Consider the following 7,714-nt stretch of genomic DNA (forward strand, 5'->3'; position numbering starts at 1 on the left):
CTCGGACTGTGATTGAAATAAGAAGGTAGCCATACAAACAAAAATGCGGCACCTGGGTACCGCATTTTTACTCTCATCGACCCGCAGGACGCCTTAGTCGCGGCTCGCCTCGTAGGCCGCCAGCTCGTGACGGCAACGGGCGATGTCGTCGTCGCTCAGGGGGCTGCGGCTGGCATCGGTCAGCATGGCGTCGAGATCGCTCGCCAGCTGATCCGCCGCCTGCAACATGTGCTCGAACGCGAAGGCCGCGTTGCTGCGCAGGGGCAACTGCATGAACAGGGAGACACCCGGGGTGCTGAACTGCTCCATGCGGTAAGGATTGAAGGTGCCCGGCTTGACCATGTTGATCATGGAGAAGAGCACTTCACCCTTGCCACCCAGATCCTCGTGACGGTGGAAGATGTCCATCTCGCCAAACTTGAAGCCAAGCGCCAGCAGGGAAGAGAGCAGGGTCGCGCCTTGCAGGTCGTGACCTGGGCGTGCCATCAGGTTGATGACATAGACATCCTGCCAGATCTTCTCGACCGGCGGCTGTTCAAAGCGGGGCTCGGCCACCACGGGGGCTTCATAGGCCGGCTCATCGTCGTAGGCTGGCTCTTCATACGCGGGCGCCGGCGCCGCCTGACGGGGCTGATGCACGGGGGCAGGTTCCCGTGCGCCGAAGGTTGGCGCCTGGGCGTAGGCCGGCTCCACCAGCGGCTCGTCGTCGAGGGGCTGCATCATGGGTTCGCGCTGGGGACGGGAACGGTGCACCGGGGTACGGCGGATCACCTGGGCAGGCTTGCGTACCGGTGCGGCAGGCACTTCTTCCAGGAGGTCGGCCGTCGGCGCGTCATACTCCTCCTCGTCTTCTTCATAGACGGGGGGCGGCGCTACCGGGCGGGCAGCAGGCTTGCGAACCACGGGCGGCGGCAGATCGTCGACCTCATCGTCTTCGTCATCGAAGGCGGGAACGGCGGCACGACGGCTGACGTCAGGCTGACGAACCTCTTCGTTGTGCAGCTTGGGCTCGGCACGACGCCCCCCGCTGACCACACGTACCTGACCGACGCCATCCTTGTCGAAGGAATCGTTGTCGCGTTCCCGTGACTTGGATTCCATCCGGCCCATTGGTTTCTCTTTGATCGGTGCCTGACGGTTTTTTCTGTTGCTCCACAACCCGTGAATGAGCAATGCCGCGATGGCAATTCCGCCCAGGGCAACCAAGATGTAACGCAATTCCTGCATTAGCTGCTTCTCTTTCTAGTTTTGCTCAGCCAAAGCGACGGCTTCACCGATGTCGACCGACACTATGCGCGAAACCCCGGGCTCTTGCATCGTGACGCCAATCAGCTGTTCGGCCATCTCCATGGAGACCTTGTTATGACTGATATAAACGAACTGTACTGTGCTCGACATCTCTTTGACAAGAGAACAGAAGCGACCCACGTTCACTTCGTCGAGCGGTGCATCCACTTCATCCAGCAAACAGAAGGGCGCTGGATTGAGTCTGAAGATGGCAAAAACCAGCGCAAGGGCGGTTAACGCCTTCTCCCCCCCGGAAAGCAGGGCAATGGTAGCATTCTTCTTGCCCGGAGGTCTTGCCATGATGCTCACTCCGGCCTCCAAAAGATCATCCGAGGTCAGCTCAAGCCAGGCACTGCCCCCCCCGAATACTTTTGGGAACAGGGATTTTAAATCTTCGTTGACCTTATCGAAAGTGTCGCGGAAGCGTATTTGTGTTTCTTTATCAATTCTTTTAATGGCTTGGCTCAGAGTTTCCAGCGCTTGCTCCAGATCCTGACACTGGTTTTCGAGATAGGTTGCACGCGTTTTCGCCTCCTCATACTCTTCCAGCGCCGCCAGGTTGATGGCGCCAAGTGCCTCCACTTGCGTCTCCAGGGTCTGGATCTCCTGGCGCAACTTGCCCCGATCGGCGGCGATCAGCACCGCCTGATCGAGATCGATCAAGCGCACGCCCAGCTCCTCGAACTGTTCGTGCAAGCCCTGACGCCGGGTCAGGTTGCGCTCCCGCTCCAGCCGCAGCGTCGCCAGCGTCTCCTGGATCTGCACGAGCTGCTTGTGATCCCTGCTGCGGGTCTGCTCCAGCTCGCTCAGCTGCGTCTCCAACTCGGCGAGCCGCTGATGGCAGGCCAGCTGCTGCGCCTCCAGGCTTCGCTGCTCTTTGATCAGGGGCGAGATGTCCTGCACCGACTGCGCATCCGGCCCCTTCAGCTCGGCAAGCTCCAGCCCGAGCCGAGCCAGCTCCTGCTCCCGCAGGGCGATGAGCTGGGACAGATTCTGCTGCTCCAGCTGCCAGCGCTGGCAGTTAGCCTGCTGCTGCTCGCGCCGCAGCCGCGCCTCATCCAGCGCACGCTCGGCACTGCCGACCCGCTCCTGGGCCAGCAACAACGCCTCGGCAAGCGGCTCCCCCTGCTCCTGCAACTCGGCAAGGTGCGCCTCATCGAGCTCAAGCTGCGTCCTGGCCTTCGCCAGTCTCTGGGCTTCGTCGGCCTGCTCCCTGTCAAGGCGCAGCAACTCTTCGCCGAGCTGGCCGAGGCGCTGCAACCGCGCCTGTCGCTGGCCCTCCTGCAGGCTCCAGGCTTCGCGCAGTTGCTGCCAGCGCTGCTCCTGCTCGCGCAGGGTGCGCTGGCTCAGTTCATGGGCCTCCTGCTGCCGGGCACGCTCGGCATCGGCCTCCCTCAGCTGTTCATTCAACTGGACCAGCGCCTGCTGGCCCGCCGCCAGCTCGGTGTGTAATCGCTCACGTTCACCGAGCAGCGCCAGGGTGCCGAGGCCCCCACCCTGACCGAGATCGGCCCAGTTCGGACCAAACCAGTCCCCCGCAGGGGTCAGCAGTGACTCACCGGCCGAGAGGCCTGACTGGCGGGCCAGCGCCTCTTCCCTGCCTGCCACCAGCCAGATGGCATTGAGGAAGGCGGGAATGTGCTCGCCCGCCAGCCGGGCCGCCAGGGTGCCGGGCACAGCAGGCTGGGCCGGCCCAATCCAGAGCCCGCTCTGCGCCAGGTTGCACTCGTCGCTTGGCTGGGCGGTGAGCCAGCGACCGAGCACCTTGTCCAGTGCCTGGGCCCACTCGGGCGCCACCTGCAGGCGATCCGCCAGGTTGGCCCCCTGCATCTGCGCCCCCAGAATTTGGTCAAGGGTGGTGAGGCGGGCCTCCAGCTCCCGCAGCAGGCCAGTCTGCCGATCCTGCTGCCCCTTGCACTCCTCATGACGGACCACCGCCGCCTGCCACTGCCCCTCCAGCTCGGTCTGGCGGGCACGGCCGAGTTCCAGCTCGGCGGCCAAGGCGTCGAGCCTGGGCTGCAACTCTTCCGCCCCGCCAGCCGGGCCACTTTGTTCGTCCTCCAGCTTGAGCCTGGCCAGCCGGGTCTTGGCCTGCAGCTCCTGCAGGCCGTTCACCTCTGCCCTCGTCTGGTTGAGCCGCCCCTGCAACTGGCCAAGCTGCTGCTGCCACTGTTGCTGGCGCTGACGGGCCAGCTCCAGCTGCTCGCTCGCCGCCAGGCGCAGTGCCTGCTGGTCGGTGAGCAACTGCTCACACTGCTCGAGCCACGCAGCCTCCAGCTCGCCCTTGAGGCTGCCGTCGGTCAGCTGCTCATGCTGACTCGCCAGCTGCGCCCTGATGCCCTCGATACGTTCGCCGAGCAGCGCACGCCTGGCCTGCCAGTCGCGGCCGAGTTCACTTTGATGGAGCTGTTGCTGTTCGAGACGGGCGATGGCCTGGCCACCGAGGAAGATCTGTTGCTGACGGCTGGCCTGCTCGGCCTGGGCCTCCTGGCGCGCCACCGACAGGCTGACGTGGCGCCCCTCGTCGGCAGTGCGCTTGGCATCCAGCGCCGCCAGCGCCTGCTCGGCCTGGGTCAGCTCGGCCTTGGCCTCGCCGAGCCGGGTCTCCAGCGCCCACAGTTCGGAGCCGATGAGCTCGGCCCGGGCGGCGCGGCTGCGGCTCTTGAGCTGCTTGTAGCGCTCGGCAGTCTCGGCCTGGGCCCGCAAGTGTTCGAGGCGGGAGCCCAGCTCACCACGGATGTCGCCGAGCCGCTCCAGGTTCTCCTGGGTGTGGCGGATGCGCTGCTCCGTCTCCCGCCGCCGCTCCTTGTAACGGGAGACGCCGGCGGCCTCTTCCATGAACAGCTTGAGATCCGCCGGGCGCGACTCCACCAGTCGGCTGACGGTGCCCTGCTCTATGATGGCGTAGCTGCGCGGCCCCAGGCCAGTGCCGAGGAAGAGGTCGGTCACATCCTTGCGGCGACACTTCTGACCGTTGATCTGATAGTGATTGGAGCCGTCGCGCAGCACCTCCCGGCGCACCGAGATCTCGCTGAACCGGCCAAATTCACCGGGCACCCGGTTGTGGGGATTGTCGAACACCAGCTCCACCGAGGCGCGACCATGGGCGCTGCGATTGAGAGAGCCGTTGAAGATGACGTCCGTCATGTTCTCGCCGCGCAGATGGCGGGCCGAGCTCTCTCCCAGCACCCAGCGCACCGCGTCGATGACGTTGGACTTGCCGCAGCCGTTGGGCCCGACCACGGCGGTCATGTCGGCACTGAGCTCGATGCGGGTCGGCTCGACAAACGACTTGAAACCGGCGAGTTTGATCAATTTCAGACGCATGAGGGCCTATCTGGGTAACGAAATAAAGGGAGAGGCGGGCTGCCGGCTTGACCCCATCCAACTCAGCATCGGTTGGTCATAGGCTGGCGGTTGTCCATCAACATCCGACATCCGAAGGAACCGGGTGGGAAGAGGAATGGACAGGCGACTTTACCAAATCAAAGGCTTGTTTGTAATATGCAGGCAGTTTCCCATTAACAGTTGGAGCTCCGATGAGCCAATCCCCCCACATTGCCAAAGATTCGGTCAGCGGCGCAGACTATTTCCTGCGCGGCTTCACGCTCATCCGTCAACCCGGCATCCGCACCTTTGTGCTGATCCCCCTGCTGGTCAACGTAGTGCTGTTTGCCGGCGCCTTCTATGCGCTCTTGCTGCAACTCGATGGCCTGTTCGCCTGGCTGCACCAGCAGATCCCGTCCTGGCTCAGCTGGCTCGACTACCTGCTGTGGCCCATCGCCCTGGTCACCATACTGGTGGTGTTCTCCTTCATCTTCAGTTCGGTGACGAACTGGATAGCGGCCCCCTTCAACGGCCTGCTGGCGGAGAAGGTGGAACAGGTCCTCACCGGTGAGGCAGTGAGCGACACCGGCATGCTGGACGTGGTCAAGGACGTGCCGCGCACCTTCGGCCGTGAGTGGACCAAGCTGAAATACTACCTGCCCAAGGCCATCGGCTGCCTGATCCTGTTCCTCATCCCGGTGGTCGGCCAGACGCTCGCCCCCGTGCTCTGGTTCCTGTTCAGCGCCTGGATGATGGCGATCCAGTATGTGGATTACCCGTTCGACAACCACAAGATCGACTTCATCACCATGCGCGACGCCCTCAAGCAGCGCCGCGGCAAGTGCCTGAGCTTCGGCGCCCTGGTCACCCTCTTCTCCGCCATTCCGGTGGTGAACCTGTTCGTGATGCCGGTCGCCATCTGTGGCGCTACCGCCATGTGGGTGGATCAATACCGGGCCGAGCAGCTGCGCCGCTAGGCCGGCTCTGAGATAACAAAAAACGGGGGCGAAAGCCCCCTTTTCATTACTTAATCTAATGCCAATGTGAGAGTGCTTGTCCAGCCAGTACAGGCTTGTTAGGATGCGGGCCTTTCTCGCACCCTGGGATATCTCATGTTACATGCACTCTTCTTGCTCGGCCTGGTGGCCGAAGGGATGACAGGCGCGCTGGCGGCGGGTCGGCGAAGGATGGATCTGTTTGGCGTGGTGATCATCGCCTCGGCGACCGCCATAGGTGGCGGCACCATCCGAGATGTGCTGCTGGGACACTATCCCCTGCTCTGGGTGGAGCACCCCGAATACGTACTATTGGTGGCTGGCGCCGCCATGGTGGGCGTCATTTCGGCACCGCTGATGCGTTATCTCGGCAAGCTGTTCATGGCCCTCGATGCCCTGGGGCTGGTGGTGTTTTCCATCTTCGGCGCGGCCCGGGCGCTGGAGATGGGTCACGGGGCCGGTATCGCCTGCATCATGGCGGTGGTGACCGGGGTCTTCGGCGGCGTGCTGCGGGATCTGCTGTGCCAGCGCATCCCCCTGGTGTTTCGGCGCGAGCTCTATGCCGCCGTCTCCCTGGTGACCGCCGCCCTCTACTGCCTCGCGCTGGATCAGGGGCTGCCCAATGATTGGGCCGCCTTCGGGGCCATCGGCGTCGGCTTCGTGCTGCGGCTGCTGGCGGTGCACTTCAAGTGGGGGCTGCCCACCTTCAACTACCAATATGCCACTCACTGAGTGCGCCAGCTTCTGACCATACTGACTTTATTATCACCAACAAAAAAGCGCCCGAAGGCGCTTTTTTGTTGGTGATGACAACACAAGACTAGCTCAGTTGATCCCTTCCGAACTGAAGAAGGTCGCCTTGTCGGCGATGAAACGGATCTTGATGTTCTTGTTATCCTTACCCCAGATGCAGCTGGTAGTCCCCAGCTTGTCCTCACAGCTCTCAGCCTTGCCGAGGATGCTGGCCGCCTCCGCATAGCTGATCCCCATCTTCAGCTTGTCATAGTTCTCCCGGTTCAGCTTGCTGCACCCGGTCAACAGCAGCGCGATCAACCCGCCGATCAGAATATGCTTCATCTATCTCTCCTCTAGGTTAGTGCCCAGAGCCTAGCAGCTCGGCTCCCCCCTTTGCCAGCGACGACCTGTCAGGGATCGGGGTTGCCGTATCGAAAAACAAGGCACAATAGACCCGTATTGCCAGCGACCTGTACTAGGTCGGTATCACCGTATTTGGACAAGTGACGGGCTGCGGACCCTTACCGCAACTTACCAGCTGCGAACCGGGCCGGTATCGAGGTGCACGAAGTTATCCGACGGGTAGTAACCGACACCGCCCACCTTGAGGTTCAGGGCCGCCTTGCGCAGGTGTGCCAACTGCACGCCGGGGATGCGCACATCCACCGCCTGTCCCAGGGTGTGATAGCTGTGCTTGGCGACGCCGCGACTGCGTTGACGCTTCTGGCGATTGGTTGCCGGAGAGCGGTAACCCGAGATGAGCTGGATCTCGCCCTGGCGACCCAGCTTGTGTTGCAACAGAAACAGCTGATCGAACAGCTTCTTGTCGATGTTAAACACCTCGTTGCGACGATAGTCGCGGAAGATATGATTGAGCTCGGCCAGACCGTCGCTCAGGTAACGTCCATTCTCCCAATAGTTGGCCTGGACCCGCTCGCCGGTATTGAGGTTGAAGAAGCTGAGTTCACGCCCCGAGGTACTGCGGCTCGCCATGGCCGGGGACGGCAACAGGCTGGCCCCCATCAGGCAACCGGCTCCCAGCAGCAGACGGCGTCGGCTTATCTCTTGTTCCAGCATCCGTTGTCCGTCCATCGCATAGTTAAGTAAAACTGATGAGTAAATTTGATACAGACACCTGAAACTACCCGTCGATAAAAGCCCTGTCAAACCGCAATCGCCCATAGAAAAGGCTATGTCCCAATTACGTGTTGCATGGGGCGCCCCAGCGCCTCATGCAAGCAATGCGGGATATCCACTGCCTGCCCATAACGCTCCAACATCCTTCGCCAGCCCAGATAATTCCTCAAATAGCTCGTCGCCACCCCATGGAACCGCGCCATCCACTCCTTCAACCGCCTGTGATATCCGTT

General features: G+C 62.4%; 6 protein-coding genes and 1 pseudogene. 2 read left to right on the forward strand and 5 right to left on the reverse strand.

The genetic code is table 11. The annotated features are described in order from the left end of the window. Positions 1–93: 93 nt before the first annotated feature. Entirely contained in the window at positions 94–1,227 is a 1,134-nt protein-coding gene (gene zipA, locus MM194_RS10760; protein WP_241343567.1) for a cell division protein ZipA, read from the reverse strand. 15 nt (positions 1,228–1,242) lie between these two features. After that, complete coding sequence (locus tag MM194_RS10765) at positions 1,243–4,614, reverse strand: AAA family ATPase (RefSeq protein ID WP_241343568.1); 3,372 nt, start codon at positions 4,612–4,614, stop codon at positions 1,243–1,245. 212 nt (positions 4,615–4,826) lie between these two features. On the opposite strand from MM194_RS10765, the gene cysZ reads away from it, so the two are divergent. Next, positions 4,827–5,591 (forward strand): sulfate transporter CysZ, encoded by a 765-nt coding sequence (cysZ, locus tag MM194_RS10770; RefSeq protein WP_241343569.1) that lies wholly within the window; start codon positions 4,827–4,829, stop codon positions 5,589–5,591. A 135-nt stretch (positions 5,592–5,726) separates the two neighbouring features. Beyond that, positions 5,727–6,341: a trimeric intracellular cation channel family protein gene (locus MM194_RS10775; RefSeq protein WP_241343570.1), complete on the forward strand. Its 615-nt coding sequence runs from the start codon at positions 5,727–5,729 to the stop codon at positions 6,339–6,341. Between the two features lie 93 nt (positions 6,342–6,434). On the opposite strand, the gene MM194_RS10780 is transcribed toward MM194_RS10775, so the two are convergent. The 3 genes and pseudogenes from MM194_RS10780 to MM194_RS10790 all read right to left on the reverse strand — a co-directional run. After that, complete coding sequence (locus MM194_RS10780) at positions 6,435–6,686, reverse strand: hypothetical protein (protein WP_033128713.1); 252 nt, start codon at positions 6,684–6,686, stop codon at positions 6,435–6,437. 189 nt (positions 6,687–6,875) lie between these two features. Beyond that, positions 6,876–7,421, reverse strand: coding sequence for a YcbK family protein (locus MM194_RS10785; protein ID WP_033128714.1), 546 nt, complete (start codon positions 7,419–7,421; stop codon positions 6,876–6,878). Positions 7,422–7,534: 113 nt separating this feature from the next. Further along, positions 7,535–7,714, reverse strand: a pseudogene (locus MM194_RS10790) (IS1595 family transposase); the annotation flags it as partial.

The sequence above is a fragment of the Aeromonas sp. MR16 genome, assembly GCF_022549315.1.
In the GTDB taxonomy this organism is placed as follows: Bacteria; Pseudomonadota; Gammaproteobacteria; order Enterobacterales; family Aeromonadaceae; genus Aeromonas; species Aeromonas aquatica.

Bases quoted from the DNA above. Each gene is read 5' to 3' on its own strand.
- zipA (WP_241343567.1), bottom strand. From the start codon at position 1,227: ATGCAGGAATTGCGTTACATCTTGGTTGCCCTGGGCGGAATTGCCATC.
- MM194_RS10765 (WP_241343568.1), bottom strand. From the start codon at position 4,614: ATGCGTCTGAAATTGATCAAACTCGCCGGTTTCAAGTCGTTTGTCGAG.
- cysZ (WP_241343569.1), top strand. From the start codon at position 4,827: ATGAGCCAATCCCCCCACATTGCCAAAGATTCGGTCAGCGGCGCAGAC.
- MM194_RS10775 (WP_241343570.1), top strand. From the start codon at position 5,727: ATGTTACATGCACTCTTCTTGCTCGGCCTGGTGGCCGAAGGGATGACA.
- MM194_RS10780 (WP_033128713.1), bottom strand. From the start codon at position 6,686: ATGAAGCATATTCTGATCGGCGGGTTGATCGCGCTGCTGTTGACCGGG.
- MM194_RS10785 (WP_033128714.1), bottom strand. From the start codon at position 7,421: ATGCTGGAACAAGAGATAAGCCGACGCCGTCTGCTGCTGGGAGCCGGT.